The following is a 20,868-nucleotide window of genomic DNA, read 5'->3' as shown; positions in this document are numbered from 1 at the left end:
CCCCACCTCCCTGAAGGAACCCATGACCAGCATCATTAGCAGCGTTGCCGCCCCGGCGTCGGTGTCCGCGGTCACCAGCACGCGGCTCGCCGACGGGCGCGAACTCCTGTATTTCGACGACGCCGCCCATCCCGTGCAGCGCCCGTCCAGGGACCGCCGCGAACTCCTCGAACGCGGACCCGCCGGGGAAATCCGGTACGACGCCCTGACCGGAGAATGGGTGGCGGTCGCCGCCCACCGGCAGCACCGGACCCACCTGCCCCCGGCGGACGAGTGCCCGCTGTGCCCGAGCAGCGGCGCGCGGCCCTCGGAGATCCCGGCGGCGGATTACGACGTCGCCGTGTTTGAAAACCGCTTCCCCTCCCTCGGCCCGGATACCGCCGCGGCCCCGGCGGGCCCGGGCTGGGGCAGCCGCGGCGTGGCCGGCGGCCGGTGCGAGGTGGTCGCCTTCACGCCCGAGCACGCGGGCACGTTCGCCGCACTCAGCACCCGGCGCGTGCGCACCGTGATCGACGCCTGGGCCCACCGGACCGAGGCGCTCAGCGCGCTGCCGGGGGTGGCGCAGGTGTTCTGCTTCGAAAACCGGGGCCAGGACATCGGCGTGACCCTGCACCACCCGCACGGCCAGATCTACGCCTACCCGTACGTCACGCCGCGGGCCGCGGTGATGGCCGCGGCCGCCGGCCGGTTCCACGAGGCATCGGGTCGCACGGCCACGCTGACCGGAAGCATCGTGGCCAGCGAACGTGCCGACGGCGCGCGGATGGTGGTGGAGGGCGAGTTCTTCAGCGCCTACGTGCCGTTCGCCGCGCGCTGGCCGCTGGAAGTCCATCTGGTCCCGCACCGCCAGGTGCCGGACCTGGCAGCGCTGACCGGTGCCGAGCGCGACGAACTCTCCGTGCTGTACCCGGACCTGCTGGGCCGCCTTGACGCGCTCTACGGCAGCCCGACACCGTACATCAGCGCCTGGCACCAGGCCCCCGTTGACGCGGTGCTGCGCCGGTCCGGCTACCTGCACCTGCAGCTCACCTCGCCCCGCCGGGCCGCCGACAAACTCAAGTTCCTGGCCGGCTCAGAGGCCGCCATGGGCGCCTTCATCAACGACACCACGCCCGAAGAGGTCGCCGCACGGCTCCGGGACGCCAGAACAGGAACGGCATGACCATCACCGACAGCACAGGGACGGCCCCGGCCGAAGCGCTGACCGGAGCCTTCGCCAGCCACTTCGGCCGCCACCCCGACGGCGTGTGGCAGGCGCCGGGTCGGGTCAACCTGATCGGCGAGCACACCGACTACAACGCCGGCCTCGTCCTGCCCTTCGCCATCAACCGCAGCACCACCGTGGCCTTGGCAGCCCGGGCTGACCGCACAGTCCGGCTCACCTCGGGATTCCCGGGCGCGGAACCGGTCGAATTCGATCTCGACACGTTCACCCCCGACCAGGCCGCCGGCTGGTCCGCCTATCCGGCTGGCGTGGCCTGGGAGCTGGAGCGCGCGGGCATCGCGGTCCCGGGCTTTGACCTATTCGTGTCCTCCGATGTGCCGGTCGGGGCCGGGCTGTCCTCCTCCGCCGCCCTGGAGTGCGCCGTCGCCCTGGCCCTGTCCGACCTCACCGGAGCAGGCCTGGGCCGCGCCGAACTGGCGGACATCGGGCGGCGTGCCGAAAACAACGTGGTCGGCGCCCCCACGGGCATCATGGACCAGTCGGCCTCGATGCTCGGCACCAAGGACTGCGCCGTCTACCTGGACTGCCGGGACCTCAGCTCCCGCCCGGTGCCCCTGGGCCTGGCGCAGGCCGGGCTTCTCTGCCTGGTCATTGACACCAAGGTCTCGCACGCCCATGCCAGCGGCGGGTATGCCGAGCGCCGGGCCTCATGCGTCCGGGGCGCCCGGGCAATGGGCGTGGGCGCCCTTCGCGATCTCGGCGCCGAAGACCTGCCCAGGGCCGAGCGCGTCCTCGACGACGTGACCTTCCGCCGGGTCCGGCACATCGTCACCGAGAACGAACGGGTCGCCCGGACGGCGGAGCTGCTCGGGACCAGCGGGCCGCTGGCCATCGGGGAACTGCTGGACTCCAGCCACCGCTCCATGCGGGACGACTTCGAGATCTCCTGCCCTGAACTGAACCTGGCCGTTGAGACCGCCCGCGCCAACGGGGCGATCGGTGCACGGATGACTGGCGGCGGGTTCGGCGGCTCGGCCATCGCCCTGGTTCCGGTGGACGACGCCGATCGGGCCCGGTCCGCGGTCCGTGCCAGCTTCGCCGCCCGAGGGCTGCCGGCTCCGGACGTCTTCGCCGTCCTGCCGGCAGAGGGGGCGCGGCGGCTGTGAATAGCCGCACACGCGAGGGTTCGCCGCGCCTTCTATCCTCCGCGCCCTATCCCCCGCGACGCTGATTTCCTGCCGCTACGTGTATTCCGGCATCGGCAGGAAATCAGCGCATCGTGGGCACGTATCTGCGTCGTGATCCCTGTCCGGGCCGCTGGCTGGCTAGCTCCCCCGGACTGAGGCGTTCCGCCGCCCGTACAGCCAGGCCGCGGCCCAGACGGACATCAGCAGCGCCACCAGCAGCAGGCCGGCGTCGCCCAGGTCCCCGGACCCGAACCAACTGGTCAGCGGATCTTCGAGACCGAACACCTCATGAAGGACCCCGCCCAGGGTGATGAGCGAGATGAAGAGGGCGGACACCGCTGAAATGCCCGTGATGGCCGCGTTGAAGCCGAGCTTGCGCCGCGGATCCGTCAGGGCCGAGCGGTACATCCGCATCATGGCCACGCCGTTGACGGTGTCGCACAGCGTCATGGCGGCGGTGAACGCCAGCGGAAGTGCCAGCAGGGCAAGCGGTGAGACCCCGGCCAGGGATGCCGCCGTCGTCATGACCAGCAGCCCGATGGTGGTGGCCGTGTCGAAACCCAGTCCGAAGAGGAAACCGATCACGTAGATGTTCCGCGGATGCCGGACCCGGGCCAGAGGACGTGCGAGCAGCCGGGCCACGAAGCCCCTCGCGGCAAGATCGTGGTGGGAGATCGCGGCCCCGTTCCGCACACTGCGGTAGACCTTCAGCGTCCGGAGGAACGCCGAGCCGTTGAAGGCGCCCATGGCCAGAAGGAACAGCCCCGACACCCCGCTGCCGATGATCCCCAGCAGCAGGTTTCCGGCGGTCCCCTCCTCCATGAAGCCGCCCACCAGCGAGGCCCCCGCCACCACGAGCACCCCGGCGAGGACCACCACGGAGCTGTGGCCCAGGCTGAAGGCAAAGCCCACACTGACCGGATCGCGGTGTTCGGCCGCGAACTTCCGGGTGGAGTTATCGATTGCGGCGAGGTGGTCCCAGTCGTAGCTGTGCTTCACTCCGGCCAGGTACGCCGTCAGGACCAGCCCGATCCCCAGCGGCTGTCCGCCGCCGGCCGCCCCAGCGCCCAGGAGCACGACGGCGGCAGCGTGCAGCGCGGCCACAGCACCGAAAGTCACCAGGAGCCGGGTCCGCAGCGGCAGGTGCGCCCGGCGGCGGTAGAGCCGGTTCAGCGCCGCCACCTGCTCGATCGTGGCCATCAGTATTTCCTCAAGTCCAGCGGCTCCTGGCCGTACCAGCGCTTTCGCAGCAAGGTGGTGACGGCTCCCGCAACCCGCCTCAATTCCTCCGTGCTGTTGGAGAGCGACCTCAGCACCAGCCCGGCCGTTCCCCGCACGCTGGCCGTCAGCGAAATGCCGGTGTGGGCTACATAACCGGCCGTGACCTCGTGCAGTTCATCGGCAAGTTCCTGGTCCACCCGCGGGTCCACCACCACCACCGAGCCCAGATGACTGTAGCCCTCCATGAACGCCAGGCCCGTGACATCGCCCAGCGGCGGGCGGATCAGCACGTTGTCCAGGGCCAGCAGCCCGGCCGTTTCCCCGGTTTCGACCCGTATTTCGGTCCGCAGCCGCAGCTCCTCGTAGCGGAACGAGGCCCCGTCCGGCGACCACCCGGGCGTGACAATTTCGGCCATGATGAGGCTCGACGAAGGCCGCACCGTCACGTGGGTATTCTGCCGGTAGCTGGCCTCCCGGTAGGCGATCACCTGGTCCGGGGCGAGCTCCAACCGTGCCCCCTCCCCAAGCCGCAGCCGCATCCGCTGCTCAGCGAAGGACCCCGGAGTCCGGTAGATCTTGGTGGCCGACTGCGTCGCAAGCAGCAGCCTCGCCCCGTCCGCCACCTCCACGTCAATCACATAAAGGTCAGCCCCCAAATAGGCCCCGCCCGGATTCACGATCACATAACAAACCTGCCCGGAGTCATCCAGGTAATGCGGCCGCAAAACCTTCAAAGCCCCGCGATGGTACTGCTGCGACGCCACAGATTTTCCCGCACGGTCAGTGACGACGAGTTCGAGCTCCCCCATGGGTTCCCGGACGCTCTGGTTGGCTCCGGCGGCTTCGCCGGATTTGGGGCCGTGCCCGCTTCGCGGTGCCCGCCACGCCGCGGCCCCAAGATCCGGCCTCGCCGCCTCAGCGGTTAAGTCACCAGGAATCAGACCAAGAGAGCTCATGACGCCAGGTCGAGCATCAGGACATCGCGCCGCACCCATTCGATGACGCGCTCCAGCCCTTCGTCGGTCTTGAGGTTCGTGAAGCAGAACGGCTTCTCGCCCCTGAATTCGCGGGAGTCCCGCTCCATGACGGAGAGGTCTGCGCCCACGTGGGGCGCGAGGTCGGTCTTGTTGATGATGAAGAGGTCGGACTTAATCATGCCCTGGCCAGCCTTGCGCGGGATTTTCTCGCCCTGGGCCACGTCGATGATGTAGATGGAGAAGTCTGCCAGCTCGGGACTGAACGTCGCGGAGAGGTTGTCGCCGCCGGATTCCACAAAGATCACCTGCAGATCCGGGTGCCGCTTCTTCAGCTCCTCGATGGCCGCCGTGTTCATGGAGGTGTCTTCGCGGATGGCCGTGTGCGGGCAGCCACCGGTTTCGACGCCGATGATCCGGTCCAGCGGCAGGATCCCGTTGGCGGCGAGGATCTTGGCGTCCTCGATCGTGTAGATGTCGTTGGTGATGGCCGCCATGGAGATGTCCCGGCTCATGTGGCGGGTGAGGCGCTCCACGAGCTGGGTCTTGCCGGCACCCACAGGGCCGCCGATGCCGATGATGACGGGCTCAGACATATTCTTCTCCAGACATATTTCTTGATGACTCCTTTTAGCTCATGAACATGCGGGCGCGCTGGCGTTCGTGCCGCATCTGCGAAATTTCGAGTCCGGGGCTGACCGCCCCAAAGTCGTCAGGCGTGAGGTGGCCGGCCCGGACGGCGGCGGCAGCGACGTCGTCGGCCGCCTTCCGCAGGAGCCGCTGGCCGGCGTTCTGTCCCAGCGGAATTGCCCGCACGGCATTCTGCGTCAAGGACGTGACTGTCGCGAACAAGTAGGCAACCAGGACCTCGGGCAGCGGCACATCGAGGGAGCGGGCGATCACCGCGAACGCCAGCGGCTGGTGCCCGGCGGCATGCCCGGAAGCCACCAGCTCCCGGTACTCAGCCAGCGCAGGGGACGGAAAAATCTCGGACCCGATCTCCAGCAGCCGGTTCCCCATCTTGGTGCTCGCCTCCCGCACCTGCCGCGGCAAAAGCTGGGCCGTCAACAGAGCATCCAGTTCGCCAACAGCAACGCCCTCATAATGAAAGCGGATGGCCAAAGCGTCCGAATACGTCAGCTGCTGGGAAATAAAAGCACCCAGCCACACCCCAAAGCTAGCCTCATCCCGCACCAGCCCGCGCTCAATGTAAGTCTCAAACCCCAGCGAGTGAGCAAACGCCCCGGTAGGCAAGGCGGAATCCGTCAACTGCTGCAGTGCCAACTGGTATGTCATGGCTTCCTCCAAGAAGCGAGCTTGCAAGCCGCCGACCCGGATTTTGGGGCCGCGGCGTGGCGGGCACCGCGGTGGGCCCACTGCCGCGAGGGCCCCGACTCGAGCTTGCGAGAGTTGGGAGCGGCTGGGGACGGGCACGGCCCCAAATCCGGGGCGGCGCCCCAGCCGCGGAAGAGAAAACTAGTGCGAATGTTCGGCATGGCGGAAGGGGACGGGCATCACGCGCTCCTGGCGGTCGTACGGCGCTCCGACGTGTTTGAGATAGTCCTCCACAGTGTGGTCGTACTGGCACACCATCACCTCGGCCCCATACTCCGAAGCGGCGTCGAAGAACTGGGCCTGCAAATGCCGGTTGCCCAGGGAGTGCGCCACCACGCCCATCTCGTGGATGGACCGCGGGGCGATCACCAGGACGTCGGTGGGCAGCACGGAGACCACGATCATGTTGCTCTCGGCCACGTGCAGGATGTCGCCGTCGCGCAGGTCCGCCGAACCCGAGGGCAGGCGGATGCCCAGCTCCTTGCCGTGATCGGTGGTGACCCGCTGGATGCGTTTGACCAGCTGGGCGCTGGGCAGCACCACCTTTTCGCGGTGGAGCCCGAGATAGGGGTCCGGCCCGGGAGGAACGTCGTGCGTGTTGCCGAGAACCTTTTCGATGATCATGTTCGTCTCCTCGGGAAGCCTAGAAAAGGAAGTAGCGCTGGGCCATGGGCAGCACGTCCGACGGTTCACAGGTCACGTCCTCGCCGTCGACCGTCACCTGATAAGTTTCCGGGTCCACCTCAATGTGCGGGGTGGCGCCGTTGTACTTGAGGTCAGCCTTCGTGAGGCTCCGGATGCCGGACACCGGCCGAATGACCTTCTCCAGCCCGAGCTCTTCCGGGACCCCGGCCTCGATGGCGGCCTGCGAGAGGAAAGTGATGGAGGACTGCTGCAGTGCCTTGCCGTAGGCGGCGAACATCGGCCGCATGGTGCGCGGCTGAGGGGTGGGAATGGAGGCGTTGGCGTCGCCCATGAGGGCGTAGGCGATCTGGCCGCCCTTGAGCACCAGCTCCGGCTTCACGCCGAAGAACGCCGGATCCCAGAGCACGAGGTCAGCGAATTTTCCGACTTCCACCGAACCGATCGAGTCGGCCATCCCCTGCGCGATGGCCGGATTGATGGTGTATTTCGCCACGTAGCGCTTGAGCCGGAAGTTATCGCTCTCCGCGCCCAAACCGTCGGCCGCGCCGTGCACCCGGCCGCCTGTGCTGTCCCCAGCGCCGTCCCTCTGGGGGTCTTTGAGCACGCCGCGCTGCTTCTTCATCTTGTCCGCCACCTGCCAGGTGCGGATGATCACTTCGCCCACACGGCCCATGGCCTGGGAGTCCGAGGACGTGATCGCGAAAATTCCCAAGTCCTGCAGGACGTCTTCGGCCGCGATAGTCTCGGCGCGGATTCGGGAGTCGGCGAACGCCACGTCCTCCGGGATGTCCGGGTTCAGGTGGTGGCACACCATGAGCATGTCCAGGTGCTCTTCGATCGTGTTGCGCGTGTACGGCAGGGTGGGGTTGGTGGACGCCGGCAGGACGTTGGGCAGCCCGGCGATTTTGATGATGTCCGGGGCGTGGCCGCCACCGGCGCCCTCGGTGTGGAAGGTGTGGATCACGCGGCCATCGATCGCCCGGATGGTGTCCTCCACGAAGCCGCACTCATTCAGGGTGTCGGTGTGGATGGCCACCTGGACGTCGTATTCGTCCGCGACCTTCAGGGAGGTGTCGATCGAGGACGTGGTGGATCCCCAGTCCTCATGGACTTTGAGCCCGATTGCGCCGGCGCGGATCTGTTCGGCGAGCGGTTCGACGGCCGAGGCGTGCCCCTTGCCGAACAGGCCGATGTTAATAGGGAGCCCTTCCGCGGCCTGCAGCATCCGCTGGATGTGCCACGCGCCGGGGGTGACGGTGGTGGCCTTGGTGCCTTCGGCGGGGCCGGTGCCGCCGCCCACCATGGTGGTCACGCCGCTGCACAGGGCGGCGGAGACCTGGTCCGGGGAGATGAAATGGATGTGGGAGTCCACGCCGCCGGCCGTCAGGATTTTCCGCTCACCGGCAATGATCTCGGTGCTCGCCCCGATCACGATGTCCACGCCGTCGGTGATCTGCGGGTTGCCGGCCTTGCCGATCCGGAAGATGTGGCCGTCCCGGAGCGCGACGTCGGCCTTGTAGATGCCGGTGTAGTCCAGGACCACGACGTTGGTGATCACGGTGTCCGGGATGGCCTCCCCCTGGTCGTCCCCGTCCCTGGTCAACTGGCCGTTCTGGCCCATGCCGTCGCGGATCACTTTGCCGCCGCCGAACACCACTTCCTCGCCGTAGACGGTGAAGTCGTGCTCGATCTCAAGGAACAGGTCCGTGTCGGCCAGGCGGATGGCGTCGCCCGTCGTCGGGCCGTAGAGGTCTGCGTATTGCCTGCGGGATAGCTCGAAACTCACTGTGCGTCGCCCTTCCCTTCGGAAACGTGGACATCGGAACCATGGAGTTCAGCCTCGTGGAGTGTTCCGTTGACGGCGTTACTGAGTCCGTAGACTTCACGGCTGCCCGCGAGTTCGATCAGCCGGACAGTCCTGCTGTCTCCCGGTTCGAACCGTGCGGCGGTGCCGGCCGGAATGTCCAGGCGCCGGCCATAGGCGGCCTGCCGGTCAAAGTGCAGCGCGGGGTTCGCTTCGGCGAAGTGATAGTGCGAGCCCACCTGGACTGGCCGGTCGCCGGTGTTCGTCACGGCGACCTCCACTGCCTCACGGCCGGCGTTGATCACCAGCGGCGTGGCACTAAGGACGTATTCTCCCGGAATCATCGAAACTCCCTAGCGGATGGGGTCGTGGACGGTGACGAGCTTGGTGCCGTCCGGGAAGGTGGCTTCGACCTGGACGTCGTGGATCATTTCCGGCACGCCCTCCATGACGTCTTCGCGGCCAAGGAGGGTGGTTCCGTAACTCATGAGTTCCGCCACGCTCCGGCCGTCCCTTGCGCCCTCGATCAGTTCGTAGCTAATGACTGCGACGGCCTCGGGAAAGTTCAGTTTCAGTCCGCGGGCCTGGCGCCGGCGGGCGAGGTCCGCCGCGACCACGATCATGAGCTTTTCCTGCTCGCGGGGCAAGAGGTGCATGGTGGAATCCCTTCGAGAACCGCACCGGCTGGCGGACCGCAGACGCTGCGGTGTGACCAGCGTAGGCCCGGCAGATTTCCTGCAGGTTTCCGGTGTCCGTGAACGGCTGCTGCGTTCACCGTTATCTGCTATCCGGTGATCCGCCACCTGGACTGGAACTCGGGGTGGTCGGCGTATGGCAGGGCGAGGGTGTGCAGGGACTGCGTGGTCCACTCGATAACGTCAGGCACCCATCCGGCGTCGGCGGGCTCCTGGCTGACCAGGGCTGCCAGCACGGACTGGCGGGCCGATTCAATGATGCCGATGAGCTGGCGCTTGGCCTCGCACTCGCGGAGCAGGCGGCGTTCGTACCACTCGCCTGCTACGGCAAGCGTGGGGTCGCCGAGCAGCTTCAGGGCGGCGGCTTCGTCTTCTGTAATGCGTGCGGTCAAGAACTCGACGATGTCCACGAACCGAGCCTATGCGTGCCGGCGCTCACCGGCTACGCCCAACAATGGATATGGAATCGGCGTGCTCTGCGGGACGGCGTCACGCAGAGCAGAGTCCTGGCAGAGTCATCCACGCACTGAGGCGGATTTCCGGCGTCGTACGGACTGACAGCCGCCGAAAGTCTGCCGTGCGTGACGGCGCGGCCCGCGGTTGGTGACCACACAGCGGCTACTCGCATGAAACCCAAGCCTAGCGTTTGCCCTTTTTTCGGGATCCCTTGCCGCGGCCCTTGTCCGGGTTCGGCGCGTAACGCTGCGCCACTTTGGGCTTCTTGGTGGCCGATCCGGTGCCGCGCCGGTCCGGCTTCGGCTCCCGCTTGGGTTTCTCCTGCTTCGCGGAGGGCTGGCGCGAGCTCGCCGCGGTGCGCCCGCGGACAATCCCGATGAATTCCTCGATCACCTCGTCCGTGGCCTCGCTCGGCCATGCAAGGGCGATCTCCGTGCCGGGCGCGCCCGTGAGTTTCCGGGCCACGGTGTCCTTGACGTTGAAGTGCCGGGCCACGGACATCGGCAGGATCACAAGCCCGGCCCCGGACGCCACCACCTGCAGGGCCATTGCGGGGCCGCCGAGCTCCTGCACGTCAAGGAAGGTCTCCGCGGACAGGTCCGCCAGGTCCACTTCCTCGAACAGGGACACCTCGTGCCCCTTGGGTGCCACCACCACGGGCTGTTCCTCGTAGAGCGGGATGACGCTGAGGCCTTCGCGGTCCACCGGGAGCCGGACAAAGCTGAGGTCCGCGGACCCGTCGCGGAGCACGGAAAGCTGCGCGCCGTCGTCGGACATGAAGGAGTGCAGCGGCACGTCCGGCATCCGCTCTTCCCAGCGCCGGATCCATTTTCCGGGCGTCACGCCGGCAGCGTACGCAAAGCGCAGCTCGCGGACCTCGGGCTCGGACGGTGTGGCGTTTTGGGGTGTTTCTTCTGCGGCGGACACACGTTCACAGTACCGCCACCGCCGTCGTCCGGTTCCGTTGCACGGAGCCTGCATGGTGACCCGCCTCGCTGTGGCCGGATACCCTTGAACCATGACCTCTGCAAACTCCCAGTCCATGAAGCCGGCCACCGTTGCCAAGAAGCTTGGCATCTACCTGCCGGCGACACCCCAGGAGTTCCAGGATTCGGCCATCACCCGCGCTGATTTCGCCGAGCTCCAGGCCAACCCGCCGGAGTGGCTCGCGGAACTGCGCCGCAACGGCCCGCACCCCCGGCCCGTGGTGGCGCAAAAGCTCAACGTCTCCATCAGCGGCCTGGCCCGCGGCGGTGTTGAGGAAGCGCTCACGACGGCGGAAATCACCGCGCTGCTGCAGGCTCCCCCGGCATGGCTGGTCGCCGAGCGCGCCACCCACGCCGCCGTCCGCGCAGAGGCCCAGCGGGTCAAGGACGAGGCCGCCAAGAAGGACGCCAAGAAAGCCCGCGCCAAGGCCGAATAGAAGCCAGCCTCCTTACCGGCCCCTATTCTCATCCCGCGGACGCAGGGCTATGCTCGCGGGGTGAGTCGGGGCCGCCGGCCCGATCCCGCCGTATCCCAATCCACCAGCCTCCGGCGGAGCACCGGGAAGGAACAGGCCATCGCCTACAAGATCGGGTATTTCGTCGGGAGCCTCTCCAGCACTTCCATCAACCGGGGCCCTTAAGAACGCCATCGACTGGGGATCCCGGCCCTGGGGCACCAACTCCTTCGCCCGCAAGCCCACCGGAATCATCGGCGCCTCCCCCGGCGGCATCGGCACCGCCGTGATGCAGTCCTCGTTTCGGACAAGGACAAAGTAACCCGCTAGGCCCCCGCCCGTTTAGCGCCGGGCGCGACCCGGCCCGCGGCTAGTCCTGGTGCAGCTGCACGAAGTTCCCGCAGCCGTCATCCATCACCACGGACGTCCCGCCGGGCCCCTCGGACGGCTCGCCCTGGAACATCACGCCCTTGGCCGCCAGCCGGTCATATTCGGCACGCACATCCGGCACGCCAAACACGATCGCCGGGATTCCGGCGTCGTGCAGTCCGTTCATGTAGGCCGCTCCGATCGGGTTGTCGCTGGGCTCCAGCAGGAGCCCGGCGCCACCGGCACTGCCCGGATCCTTGAGGATGAAGAGGTTGTACTCCGGCATGGCCATCAGGGTCTCGAAACCCAGAATTCCCGTGTAGAACTCATGGGCCGAGGCCGGATCCTTGACGTGGATACTGCACATTTTCAGTCGCATGGCCCCTAGGCTACGCCGGGACGATCCGTGACGGAACGTCCGACGCAGGGCATTGACGGCCCCGCCGCCAGGGATTCCAATGGAACTAGCGGAACAGCGCCCGCCCGGGGACGGTTCCGCCGGAGGTGTGCAATGACGTCGCTTTCAGAGTCCGGTGCCCTTGCGGTCTGGCAGTTCCTCGCCCTCGCCGTCGTCGTTGCCGGGGCGGCGTTCGTCTCGGTCTACTTCGCCCGCAAGCATCTGGCGGCCGAGGACGGACGTTCGGAGGGCGCGGACGGCGCGTTTTGGGACGTGTTCGCTGGACTCGCCGTCGTTGTGCCCGCCATCGTCCTGGCGTCCTTCACGTGGCCGTGGGCAGGACTGGCCCTCGGAGTGCTGGCCGCGGGGTCGGCCCTGGCGGCAGTGGCGGCGGCACCCCGGCTGCTCCGCCGGCAGGAAGCCCGCCGGGCCAGCCGGGAGACCCGGCTCATGAATGCGGCGGCGGCCGCCCGACACCGGGACGCCCTCGCCAGGTGGCAACGGTACGAGCTGGATCCGCGGTTCTCGATTGACTACCCCGCCATGAGCGATACCCGGCAGCCGGAAACGGCCGCACTGATCCGGGCCATCAAGGCCGCCGAGCGTCTCGGCGGCCCAACGGAGCGGCCGTGTTCGGACGCCGCCTACGCCCCGGCCGTGGACCGGCTTGAACGTGCGCTGGCTGCCGCCGAACGCGCGGCCGGCGTCAACCCCGCAGCGCTGCCTGGCCCGGGCCACGCGCACAGCTGATTCCCGCAATTGCTGATCCCGGCAGTTACCAGCCACCTCGGAAAGGTTCCATCATGACTGACATCACGATCATCGGCAGCGGCAACATGGCACGGGCAATCGGCACCCGAGCAGTCGCCGCCGGTCGTTCCGTCCAGGTGCTGAACCGGACGCCGGACAATGCCGCCAAGCTCGCGGCTGACCTTGGCGGCAACACCAGCTCCGGCGGCCTGAGTGAAGTTCCCGAGGGCGACATCGTGGTCCTGGCGCTCTACTTCGGACCGGCCAAGGAGGTTGCCACGCATTTCGGCGATACGCTCAGCGGCAAGACGGTGGTGGAGATCAGCAATCCGATCGACACGGAAACCTTTGACTCGCTGGTTGTCGCCCCGGGAACGTCGGCGGCCGAAGAAATTGCGGCGCTGCTGCCGGGCGCACGGGTGGTGAAGGCCTTCAACACCACCTTCGCCGGCCCGCTCGGAGCCGGGGCGGCCGGCGGCCTGCCGGTGGATGTCTTCATCGCCTCGGACTCCGAAGAGGCCCGCAACGACGTCGCCGCCTTCGCCGAAGCCGCAGGGCTGCGTCCGCTCCAGGTGGGCGGACTGCGCCACGCCCGCGAACTCGAGGGCTTCGAGCTGCTGGTCATGGCGCTGCAGGCCAACCCCGCGTATCCGACCTTTAATTGGGGCACCGGCCTGAAAATCATCGACTAGCGTCGCGCCTCACAAACCGGCCGGCCCCGCAGGTCAATCGTGGGGGGCCGTCACCGCCGCGTTCCCGGAGCCATCCGGGTTGCCGAACCAGGCCGGGGCGGTTCCGGCGAGACCCAGGACGCCTACGGCGATCGCGGCCACAACCGGGAGCGAACGGATATGGGCTGACGCTGGGGGGCGTCTGGGGTGCTGGCCTTTGTCACGGAGCAGGCCAACGGCAGCCACCAGTGCGCCCAGCTCCAGGACGCCTGCAGCAATGTCCGCCAGACCGGCCAGTTCGGGGGCACCGGCGGTCGGCCCGAAAGGCAGTCCGACGGTCCGGGAGCCCAACCACAGTGCCAGCGGAACAACCGAGGCTGCCGCGACAGCCAGGAGCACGGCGCGGCGCCGCCTGCCCAGCAGCAAGAGACCAAGGGCAAGCTGGGCTGCCGCGAGAATCGCGAAGAAGACACCGGCTGCGGCCCACTCTCTGAGATGCTCCGGTACGACGGCGGCGTGGATGGCCGCGCTGCCGAACAGCGCTGCAGCCAGGAAAAGCCGCCGGTGGTCACTTCCGGTGCCGGGGGCAGTTCGCCGTCGGATGCTGCTGACGTCCAATCGGCCGCCCCGGATCGCCACCACCCAGCCGACGAGGACGAGGTTGGTGACCAGGAGCATCCCGCTGCCATAGCCCACGGCACGCATCTGGAGCCCGAGCGACGCCTGCTCTTGCAGCGTCACGCACCCGTGCTGCGCACAGGTATGGCTCATCGAGCCGATCAGCTGCAGCTGATCGGACTGCAGCCGGTAGTCATAGGCCGAGCTGACCGCGATGAGCGCAATGCCGACGCCGGTTCCGGCGGCGACAACCAGCAGCGCCGTCAGGACAGCGCTCCACTTGCGCGGCTCCGGCCCGAACAGATGGAGCGCCAGCGTCAGGGCCCCCAGCACCGCGACAACGAAAACCGGCAGAACCAGGGTGGACTCACGCAGCCAGCCGACGAAGGGCTCCTGCGTGCGTTCAATGGCCCCCACGGCACCGCGCAGCGACATCATCCAGAAGCCGTCGGCGTAGGCCATCACAACAGCGAGGGATGCGACCGTCAGCCACGGAACGGCTTCCCGGCCAGGGTTCGGGCCGCTGTGTTCGATGTCGGCGCCGGCGGGCTTTGGGTTCCCGATCATCTCCCGCTGCCTCATGGCCTGATCTCCCAGCCAAACATCATGGAGTGGTCCTCGTGCGCAAGGTTGTGGCAGTGCGCTACGTATGGCCCGACGAAGTCCCGGAATCCCCGGTAAAGGATCACCGACTCGTTGGGATCGAGCGCCGCCAGGTCTTCTTTTGAGACGTCGTCGGGATGCCCGCTGTCTCCTGCGAGAGTCACGTCCTTGCCGTTGCGCATGACGGTGCGGTGCTCCTCCATGTGGAGGTGGAAGGGGTGCACCCAGCCGCCGCCGCCGTTGCGGATCTCCCAGAGGTTGAAGCTGTTCTTCTTGGGCGCGGCCAGCGGCGTTGCGCCGGCCTTGTTTCTTAGGCTCGTCGCCACGGTCGTCGGGTCGAAGGGTTTGCCGTTGATGAGCCATTCGATCTCGCCGCCCAGGGCGCCCCGCTTCACCTCGAAGATCAGGCGGTTGTCCAACAGGTTCCGCCAGTTGCTCGGCAGCGGCGGAAGCGGACGCAGGGGGGTCAGGGGCGCCGGGATCCGGCTGTCATCCTGCGCGGTGTCGCCGATCACGAACTTCAGCACCGGCACCCTGTAGGCCGGATCGGGGAAGAAGCGTGACGAGTTTGACCACATCCGACCGTTGGGCATCTTCATGACGTTGGTGAGGTAGATGACGTCACCCTTGGTGGTCGGCGTGCCGTCCTGGTACCTGGTGAAATCGACAATGACCTCGCGCCGCTTGGCCGGCCACAGTTCGAACGAGTCCCGCTTGACCGGGAACGGCAGGAGCCCACCGTCCGAGGCGATCTGGGTGAACTGCATGCACTGCTGGGCGTCCGGGATGCGGTACTGGCCCTCCAGTTCGTCTTGGATGTAGCCGAGTGACGCCGACGACTTGGGCCCCTGCGTCGAGCTCATCAGCTTGAATTCGTAGATCCTCGAGACCGAGGCGTCGAGGAACCGGAAGCGGTACTTGCGCCGCTTCACCTCCAGTACCGGGAAGGCCGTGCCGTTGACTGCGAAGATATCGCCCACGAAACCGTGGTTGGGGAAGTGCTTGTAGAACGTCTTGCCCCACCACTCGGGGTGCTTGGCCGGGTTCTTGGCCGCCGGGAACTCGCCCTGCACGTCGTGGATGTCCTTGTGCACCGTGTCGCCGTCGTCAAGGCGGATGTCGGAGAAGGCCAGCGGGATGTCGTACTTGACGTCGAAGGACCCGTCCGAGTTGTTTTTGCGGACACCGGGCAGCCGGAGGCCCCGCCGCTCGTCTCCCATGTCCAGACCGTTCTTGGGGTCGTAGATCGGGTACAGGCCCACCATGCCCTTGTAGACGTTCGAGCCCGTGTGGTCCATCGTGTGGTCGTGGAACCAGAAGAAGCTCTGCTTCTCCCGGTCGTCTCCACCGGCCGGCCAGTTCAGGTACAGGTTGTCGACGAACATCTGCGGCCTGAAGCCCGGGTGCTTGGGCCCGGACACCATCGAGTAGTGCGGGTTGCCGTCACTCTCCGGCGCGGTGTGGCCGTTGTGCAGGTGGGTCAGGAAGGACCAGTCCGGGGAGCCAAAATCCTGGCGATCGAGGTGGAGCGGGTTCTCGTCCAGATGGTTCTCGAAGCGGACGAGCGCCGGTTTCCCGTACTCGGCGTTGATCATCGGCCCGGGTATGGTGCCGTTGAAGCCGTAGATCGTGCTGGGCGGCAATGTCCGCGTCGTGCCGGCCGCGAAGGTCTTGCCGGATGAGTCGTACGAGACTGTCGGCTGTCCTTCCGAATCGATCGGCAGCACTTTCGATTTGGTGAAGGAATGGGTCCGGAGCAGCACGTCAATCTTGTAGACGATAGGGTCCGGATAGCCGATCTGGCTCGGCCAGATCTGATGCCGTTCGTTGCCCAGCGAGTTCTGCTGACCCACTCCGGGTCCCGGCGGTTTCGGCCAGGCGCTGTACACCGACTTCGGCACCGGGGCGAGCGCCTTCGGGATCGTCAGCTCGTCGCTGAACGGCGAGAGGATCAGCGGGCTCGTCGGGAACTTTTCAATGTAGAACAACGCGTCACTTAGCGCGGCCGACGTGGCGGCGAACGCGCCGTCGGCCGTGAGCAGGCCCCTCTGGGCGAGAAACGGCACCCCCAAGCCCTTCGCGGCAACCAGCGCGGCGCCTGCACCCCCGGCCGCCCCCAACCTCAAAAGCGTTCGGCGGGACACGCCGCCTGTGTCTGGAGCCTTATCCATCACGAGTCCCCGTCCCCTTCGAGTGGGGCCGAGGGGGCGGCCTGCGACCCTCGGACGCCAACCCCTGCGAATCGTTCCTTGCAACGAGAAGTGATCACGAGGAATCTCCCTACCTTGTGGGCTCAGCTTGGCTTAGCCCTCCGCCGCTGACCCCCTCATGATGGGTTGGAGACCTTTGGAATCACTGGGCTTTCCGGAGCGGAGCTCGCCCTTCACGCGGAGCCAGCCCAGCAACGGAGAAAGGTCCCCGTCCGGACAGCCAATTGGTAAGTGTGGTGACTTTCCAATGGCTGCCGGACGGGGACCTTCCCGGACCCGGCGGCGGGCTCAGACCCCGCGGGAGAGGACCTTGCCCTTGAAGAACTCGGGGCGGATCCGGGCCATGACCAGCATGAGCACGACGCCGAGCAGGATGACGCCCATGCCCAGGATGAAGACCAGGCCCACACCACCGATTGAAGAACCGGAACCGTACGCCGGATCCATGGAGTCATAGGCGGTCTTGACGAACATGACCAGCAGGATGACGCCGCCAAGGAGGGGCGCAAGGAACTTGAAGAAGAACGCCTTCGCCCCGCTGAACGCCTCGGCCCGGAAGAACCAGACACAGGCCAACGCGGTGATGCCGTAGTAGAAGCAGATCATCATGCCCAGTGCCGTGATGGTGTCCCACAGCGCGTTCTCCGACGTCGTGCGGGTAATGACGTAGAACGCTGCGGCTGCCGCAGCCGAGGCGATCGTGGCATAGCTCGGCGACTTGTACGTGGGGCTGATCCTGCCGAACTTTTGCGGCAGGGCCTTGTAATGGCCCATGGACAGCAGGGTGCGCGCCGGCGACACGAACGTGGATTGCAGCGACGCGGCGGAGCTGCTCAGGATGGCCAGCGACATCAGGATGGCGAAGGGGCCCATCACCGGCCCGGCAAGGACCGCGAAAATGCTGCCCTGGTTCTCCGGGTTGCCGGCCCCCAGGCCGGTGTCGCCGACGCCGGCGAAGGACAGCGTGGCCAGCGCAACGGTCATGTAGATGATCACGATGACCAGCACAGTGACTGTGGCGGCACGGCCCGGGGTTTTCTCCGGGTTCTTGGTCTCCTCGTTCATGGTCAGCGTGACGTCCCAGCCCCAGTAGATGAAGATGGACAGCGAAACGCCGGCGGCGAAGGCGGAGAAGGATCCGACCGCGAAGGGGTTGAACCAGTCCGGGGCAATGGCAGTGGCGTCAAAGGCCGTTCCGTTGGCGACGTGGCTGAACGCCGCCACCGAGAACCAGCCAAGGACCAGCAGCTGGAATCCCACCAGGACGTACTGGACGCTCTTGGTGGTTTCCATGCCGCGGTAGGAGATCCAGCAGGCGAGGGCAATGAACACCAGTGTGGTGGCGATGTTCAGCGGCAGGTTCGTGGTGAGGTCTGCGAGGTCCGGGTTGCCGGTGAGCTGCGCCAGCATGAGGTAGAAGAAGTCCACCGCGACGGCGGCCAGGTTCGAGAGCACGATGATGGTCGCAGCAATCAGCCCCCATCCGCCCATCCAGCCGATCCAGGGGCCAAAGGCCCGCGAGGACCAGGTGAAGGAGGTGCCGGCGTCAGGCATGGCGTTGTTCAGTTCACGGTAGCCGAGCGCCACCAGCAGCATGGGGATAAAACCCACCAGGAAGATCGCGGGCAGATGCACGCCGACCTCGGCCACGGTGGGGCCCAGCGCCGCCGTGAGAGTGTACGCCGGGGCGATGCAGGAAATGCCGATGACGACGGCGCCAATGAGCCCCACCGATCCGGCCTTCAGGCCCTTCTCACTGAGCCCGTGTTGGTCGTGCTTCTGGCCGGGCTGCTGTCCGGGGTGCGAGGCCTGGGACATCGCATGGTCAGTACTCATTGTTGTGCCTCTCGGGGGACGTCATTCGACGCTGAATGATTGAGGGTCTTGAGTTCATAGTCGCTGGGGACCACGATCATCGGCACGGGCAGGGCGCGCAGGATGCGGTTGGCCGTGCTGCCAAGGAAGATGGACCGGCCCTTGGCAAGCCGGCTGGAACCGATCAACAGGACCTCGCCGGCCTCCCAGTCCAGGCGGTCCACCGCTTCCTCGATGCTGCGGCCGTGCGCGACGACGACCTCCGCCTTCGCCTCCGCGCGGACTTCCTGTTCGCTTCCCGGCAGGGCCGCGGCAAGGTGCCTGGCCGCATACTCCCGGGCCGCCTCGGCCGCGCCGGCCGCATCGCCGCCGTCGAGCGCCAGGAGCGACACCACGCGCAGCGGAACCTCCCGGTTCGCAGCCATGCCGACGGCAAAATCGAGCAGCTTCTCGGCGCCTGCCCGGGTCCCGAGACCGCAGCTGATCCGGGTCAAGGCTTCCTGCCGGCTGTAGCCATGAGGTGCCAGTGCCACCGGAACGGTCGAGGCGTGGAGCAGGGCTCCGGCGACGGACCCGATCGTGAAGCGTTTGAAGATCCCGTAGCTGGTCGCGCCGATAATGAGCATGTCCGCGCCGAGCTCTTCGGCCGCTTCAATCAGCGCGTGGGCGTCCGAATCACCAATGCGGATGTGGGCCTCGGCCGGGACACCGGGCGGAACGAGCGAGAGTGCCTGGTCGAGCCACTCCTGGGCCTGCTCGGTGAGAAGGGTTTCGAATCCGGCCTTGGGTGCGTGGGCGGCCCCGAACTGCTGCACCTCGGGGACCACGAGCACCAGATCCAGGCTCGCTCCACGCCCAAGCGCCAGGGAGACGGCCAGATTGACGGCATCGTGGCCCCTGGCATTGGCTGAGTACCCTACTACGTAACGCATCTGGCCGCTCTCCTAACTGAATTGACTGGAACTGCTGGGGTTTCTACATCTACGAGGCGACGGACGCGCGGTCCGCAGCGGCGACGATCCGGGCCGCTGTGGCCTGCCCCATCCGCACGGCGCCGTCGACGTGCTGGTAGCCCTCGGCCGCGAGATCGGAGCAGGACCAGTAGATGGGGCCTACCGGCGCCAGCTGGTCCTTGCCGTACCGGTGCAGCCCGCCGAGGTCGTAGCTGGCGGCGTAGGCTCCACGGGTCCATTCCTCGGAGCCCCAGTCGGACTCGTAGTAGACCTCGGGATCCAGGGCCTTTTCGCCGAGGAAGGACGCGATCGACTCGAGGATGGCCCGGCGGCGGTCCTCTGCACTGAGCTCGAACATGGCGTCGGCCTTCTCGTCCGAGACGAAACCCACCAGCGTGCCGCGCGGGTCCTCGTAGTTCGTGTTGTCATAGACCTCCTGCACAATGGCGCCGGCGCCGAAGGCGGTTCCGGACAGGCCGTCCTCGCGCCAGAACGGCGTGCTGTACACGGCGTGGACCTTGATGACCAGGCCAAGGGACTGGTGCTGGTGCATCTGGTGCTGGCGGCGGGGCAACGGGGGGTTGAAGGACACCCGGGAGTACAGGTTCGGCGGCACGGCCATGATGACGAAGCGGGCGTTCACGGTGGCCCGTTCGGAGACTGCGGTGACGCGGTATACCCCGCTGGCGTCCTGGGCCCAGTTGATGGTGCGGACCGGGCTGTCCAGGACGACGTCCTCGCCCAGTTCCGCGGCCTGCAGCAGCGAAACCTGCTGCATCCCGCCGACGACCCGCTTGTCCAGGATGAAGTCCTCATTCGTGAGATTGGTGAAGGACCCGGCGGAGGCGGCCATCAGGACGGCCTGCAGGGCGGAGAAGGCGTGGGCGGGCTTGGTCAGCATGCCGCCGGCGATGAACAGGCCGATGTTGTTGCAGGCTTGCTCGTCTGTTGAGTTCTGCCGCAGCCAGTGGTGGAAGGAAATCGTGTCCAGTTCGCGGGCCTTGGGGTGTGCCCACGGCTCCTCGGGGCCGATCTCCGCGGCCAGGGCATCGAGCAGGGCCGTGAGCTTGTCCATCTCGGCCGCGGTGGTTTCGCTGACCGGGAAGGTGTCGCCGGTGTACAAGGTGCGCTTGCCGTCTGCGCCGATGTAGACGGATTCACCGTCGCGGTAGCGGGAATATGTCTGCAGCCCGAGGTCATCCAGGAGCCCCAGGAGCGCCGTCTGGTCCGGGGAGACCCACTGGCCGCCGATTTCGAGCATGGCCCCGTCAATCGTGTCGGTCCAAGTGCGGCCGCCCACGCGGTCCCGCGCTTCGAGCACCGACACACTCAGCCCTGCCTTCTTCAGCTGCCGGGCAGCGGTCAGTCCCGAGGGGCCGGCCCCTACGATTACGACGTCGCGTTCAAGTTCCAGCATGATGTCCTCTCCGTGGCCGCTGAAGTGATGCGAACCACTAAATGAATGCCGTTCATTTAGAATGATAGACCCTCCATCCGCTTCGGGGAAGACCCCCGTCCAGGGAATTTGGCCCGTAAAGTAGGGGCAGAATGGGAAGACC

At 67.1% G+C, this 20,868-nt stretch carries 21 protein-coding genes and 1 pseudogene; 6 read left to right on the top strand and 16 right to left on the bottom strand.

From position 1 onward, the window contains the following. The first annotated feature begins 22 nt into the window (after positions 1–22). The gene (gene galT, locus ACFVTM_RS00920; RefSeq protein WP_390201442.1) at positions 23–1,162 is read left to right on the top strand and encodes a galactose-1-phosphate uridylyltransferase; all 1,140 of its coding nucleotides are present in this window, start codon (positions 23–25) and stop codon (positions 1,160–1,162) included. Then, positions 1,159–2,331: a galactokinase gene (galK, locus tag ACFVTM_RS00915; protein WP_390201441.1), complete on the top strand. Its 1,173-nt coding sequence runs from the start codon at positions 1,159–1,161 to the stop codon at positions 2,329–2,331. Before galT ends, galK begins: the two co-directional genes overlap by 4 nt. Positions 2,332–2,490: 159 nt before the next feature. Here the strand turns inward: galK and ACFVTM_RS00910 are convergent, their stop codons facing one another. The 10 genes from ACFVTM_RS00910 to ACFVTM_RS00865 all read right to left on the bottom strand — a co-directional run bounded on the left by ACFVTM_RS00910 (position 2,491) and on the right by ACFVTM_RS00865 (position 10,409). Then, positions 2,491–3,552 (bottom strand): HoxN/HupN/NixA family nickel/cobalt transporter, encoded by a 1,062-nt coding sequence (locus tag ACFVTM_RS00910; protein WP_390201440.1) that lies wholly within the window; start codon positions 3,550–3,552, stop codon positions 2,491–2,493. Beyond that, the gene (locus ACFVTM_RS00905) at positions 3,552–4,382 is read right to left on the bottom strand and encodes an urease accessory protein UreD (RefSeq protein ID WP_390202084.1); all 831 of its coding nucleotides are present in this window, start codon (positions 4,380–4,382) and stop codon (positions 3,552–3,554) included. Before ACFVTM_RS00905 ends, ACFVTM_RS00910 begins: the two co-directional genes overlap by 1 nt. 143 nt (positions 4,383–4,525) lie before the next feature. After that, entirely contained in the window at positions 4,526–5,143 is a 618-nt protein-coding gene (ureG, locus tag ACFVTM_RS00900) for an urease accessory protein UreG (protein WP_390201439.1), read from the bottom strand. Positions 5,144–5,177: 34 nt separating this feature from the next. Beyond that, positions 5,178–5,843 carry an urease accessory protein UreF gene (locus ACFVTM_RS00895; protein ID WP_390201438.1) on the bottom strand — a complete coding sequence of 222 codons (666 nt, stop codon included), beginning with the start codon at positions 5,841–5,843 and terminating at the stop codon, positions 5,178–5,180. 180 nt (positions 5,844–6,023) lie between these two features. Then, a complete protein-coding gene (gene ureE, locus ACFVTM_RS00890) occupies positions 6,024–6,506 on the bottom strand; it encodes an urease accessory protein UreE (protein WP_390201437.1) in 483 nt (160 codons plus the stop codon). A 19-nt stretch (positions 6,507–6,525) separates the two neighbouring features. Beyond that, positions 6,526–8,313 carry an urease subunit alpha gene (gene ureC, locus ACFVTM_RS00885; protein ID WP_390201436.1) on the bottom strand — a complete coding sequence of 596 codons (1,788 nt, stop codon included), beginning with the start codon at positions 8,311–8,313 and terminating at the stop codon, positions 6,526–6,528. After that, the gene (locus ACFVTM_RS00880; protein ID WP_390201435.1) at positions 8,310–8,675 is read right to left on the bottom strand and encodes an urease subunit beta; all 366 of its coding nucleotides are present in this window, start codon (positions 8,673–8,675) and stop codon (positions 8,310–8,312) included. Before ACFVTM_RS00880 ends, ureC begins: the two co-directional genes overlap by 4 nt. A 9-nt stretch (positions 8,676–8,684) precedes the next feature. Next, positions 8,685–8,987 carry an urease subunit gamma gene (locus ACFVTM_RS00875; protein WP_390201434.1) on the bottom strand — a complete coding sequence of 101 codons (303 nt, stop codon included), beginning with the start codon at positions 8,985–8,987 and terminating at the stop codon, positions 8,685–8,687. Positions 8,988–9,115: 128 nt separating this feature from the next. Then, positions 9,116–9,436, bottom strand: a complete 321-nt coding sequence (locus ACFVTM_RS00870; protein WP_390201433.1) for a DUF6221 family protein — start codon at positions 9,434–9,436, stop codon at positions 9,116–9,118. A gap of 229 nt (positions 9,437–9,665) precedes the next feature. Next, entirely contained in the window at positions 9,666–10,409 is a 744-nt protein-coding gene (locus tag ACFVTM_RS00865; RefSeq protein WP_390201432.1) for a LysR family substrate-binding domain-containing protein, read from the bottom strand. Between the two features lie 91 nt (positions 10,410–10,500). On the opposite strand from ACFVTM_RS00865, the gene ACFVTM_RS00860 reads away from it, so the two are divergent. Continuing rightward, positions 10,501–10,905, top strand: coding sequence for a DUF5997 family protein (locus tag ACFVTM_RS00860; RefSeq protein WP_390201431.1), 405 nt, complete (start codon positions 10,501–10,503; stop codon positions 10,903–10,905). A 193-nt stretch (positions 10,906–11,098) separates the two neighbouring features. Further along, positions 11,099–11,233: pseudogene (locus ACFVTM_RS00855) on the top strand (NADPH-dependent FMN reductase); the annotation flags it as partial. A gap of 60 nt (positions 11,234–11,293) precedes the next feature. Here the strand turns inward: ACFVTM_RS00855 and ACFVTM_RS00850 are convergent. Beyond that, entirely contained in the window at positions 11,294–11,671 is a 378-nt protein-coding gene (locus tag ACFVTM_RS00850) for a VOC family protein (protein WP_390201430.1), read from the bottom strand. Between the two features lie 132 nt (positions 11,672–11,803). On the opposite strand from ACFVTM_RS00850, the gene ACFVTM_RS00845 reads away from it, so the two are divergent. Next, positions 11,804–12,439 (top strand): hypothetical protein, encoded by a 636-nt coding sequence (locus tag ACFVTM_RS00845; protein ID WP_390201429.1) that lies wholly within the window; start codon positions 11,804–11,806, stop codon positions 12,437–12,439. A 53-nt stretch (positions 12,440–12,492) separates the two neighbouring features. Beyond that, positions 12,493–13,131 carry an NADPH-dependent F420 reductase gene (locus ACFVTM_RS00840; protein WP_390201428.1) on the top strand — a complete coding sequence of 213 codons (639 nt, stop codon included), beginning with the start codon at positions 12,493–12,495 and terminating at the stop codon, positions 13,129–13,131. A gap of 33 nt (positions 13,132–13,164) precedes the next feature. On the opposite strand, the gene ACFVTM_RS00835 is transcribed toward ACFVTM_RS00840, so the two are convergent. From ACFVTM_RS00835 to ACFVTM_RS00815, 5 genes are all read right to left on the bottom strand, one after another. Further along, complete coding sequence (locus ACFVTM_RS00835) at positions 13,165–14,295, bottom strand: hypothetical protein (RefSeq protein WP_390201427.1); 1,131 nt, start codon at positions 14,293–14,295, stop codon at positions 13,165–13,167. 11 nt (positions 14,296–14,306) lie between these two features. Further along, on the bottom strand, positions 14,307–16,397 hold the full coding sequence (locus ACFVTM_RS00830) for a multicopper oxidase family protein (protein WP_390201426.1): 2,091 nt from the start codon (positions 16,395–16,397) through the stop codon (positions 14,307–14,309). A 432-nt stretch (positions 16,398–16,829) separates the two neighbouring features. Next, positions 16,830–18,359 carry an APC family permease gene (locus ACFVTM_RS00825; RefSeq protein ID WP_390202083.1) on the bottom strand — a complete coding sequence of 510 codons (1,530 nt, stop codon included), beginning with the start codon at positions 18,357–18,359 and terminating at the stop codon, positions 16,830–16,832. A 14-nt stretch (positions 18,360–18,373) separates the two neighbouring features. After that, entirely contained in the window at positions 18,374–19,288 is a 915-nt protein-coding gene (locus tag ACFVTM_RS00820; RefSeq protein WP_390201425.1) for a universal stress protein, read from the bottom strand. A gap of 49 nt (positions 19,289–19,337) precedes the next feature. Continuing rightward, on the bottom strand, positions 19,338–20,726 hold the full coding sequence (locus ACFVTM_RS00815) for a flavin monoamine oxidase family protein (RefSeq protein WP_390201423.1): 1,389 nt from the start codon (positions 20,724–20,726) through the stop codon (positions 19,338–19,340). Positions 20,727–20,868 lie beyond the last annotated feature (142 nt).

Origin of the sequence: Arthrobacter sp. NPDC058130, assembly GCF_042884475.1 — a bacterium.
Taxonomy (GTDB): Bacteria; Actinomycetota; Actinomycetes; order Actinomycetales; family Micrococcaceae; genus Arthrobacter.
The sequence above is the reverse complement of the archived record's forward strand: the minus strand, read 5'-3'. Positions and strand labels throughout refer to the sequence as shown.